Source organism: Methylobacterium frigidaeris (genome assembly GCF_022179185.1).
Lineage (GTDB): Bacteria > Pseudomonadota > Alphaproteobacteria > Rhizobiales > Beijerinckiaceae > Methylobacterium > Methylobacterium frigidaeris.
The window spans coordinates 1-383 of the sequence record NZ_BPQJ01000156.1; the positions used below are offsets into that span (position 1 = coordinate 1).

Consider the following 383-nt stretch of genomic DNA (forward strand, 5'->3'; position numbering starts at 1 on the left):
GCCAGTAGGGAGAGGCGACGTTGCGCACGTTGGTGACCGGCTGGGTGCCGACCTTCGGCGGCGGCGGGAAGCCCCAGCGCATCATCGTCAGCACCCGCTCGCCATCGGCGGCGTGGACGACGGGCGCCATCTGGTCAGGGAAGATCCCCAGCAGCGGCGGCAGGTTGCCGGCCTCGTCGCGGTCGACCGCGAAGGTGCGCCGGATCTCGTCCTGGGAGCGGGCGGAGCTGTAGAGGTTGCACATGGCCGGGATCGTAGACGATCGGGCCCTGCGGGTCTCGTGAAGCGGCGCTGATCGCCCATGGTGCTCTGAGTCGCGGCTTTCGACCGAGGCTGTGTGAAAACGCCCCGATCTGCTAAGCTTGCACCGATCTGAGGAGGTC

Annotated in this window: 1 protein-coding gene; it reads right to left on the bottom strand. The window is 68.4% G+C overall.

From position 1 onward, the window contains the following. Positions 1-244, bottom strand: a 244-nt coding sequence (locus MFF64_RS36655; protein ID WP_238193946.1) for an SOS response-associated peptidase family protein, incomplete at its 3' end; no start/stop codon positions are given. Between the last annotated feature and the right edge of the window lie 139 nt (positions 245-383).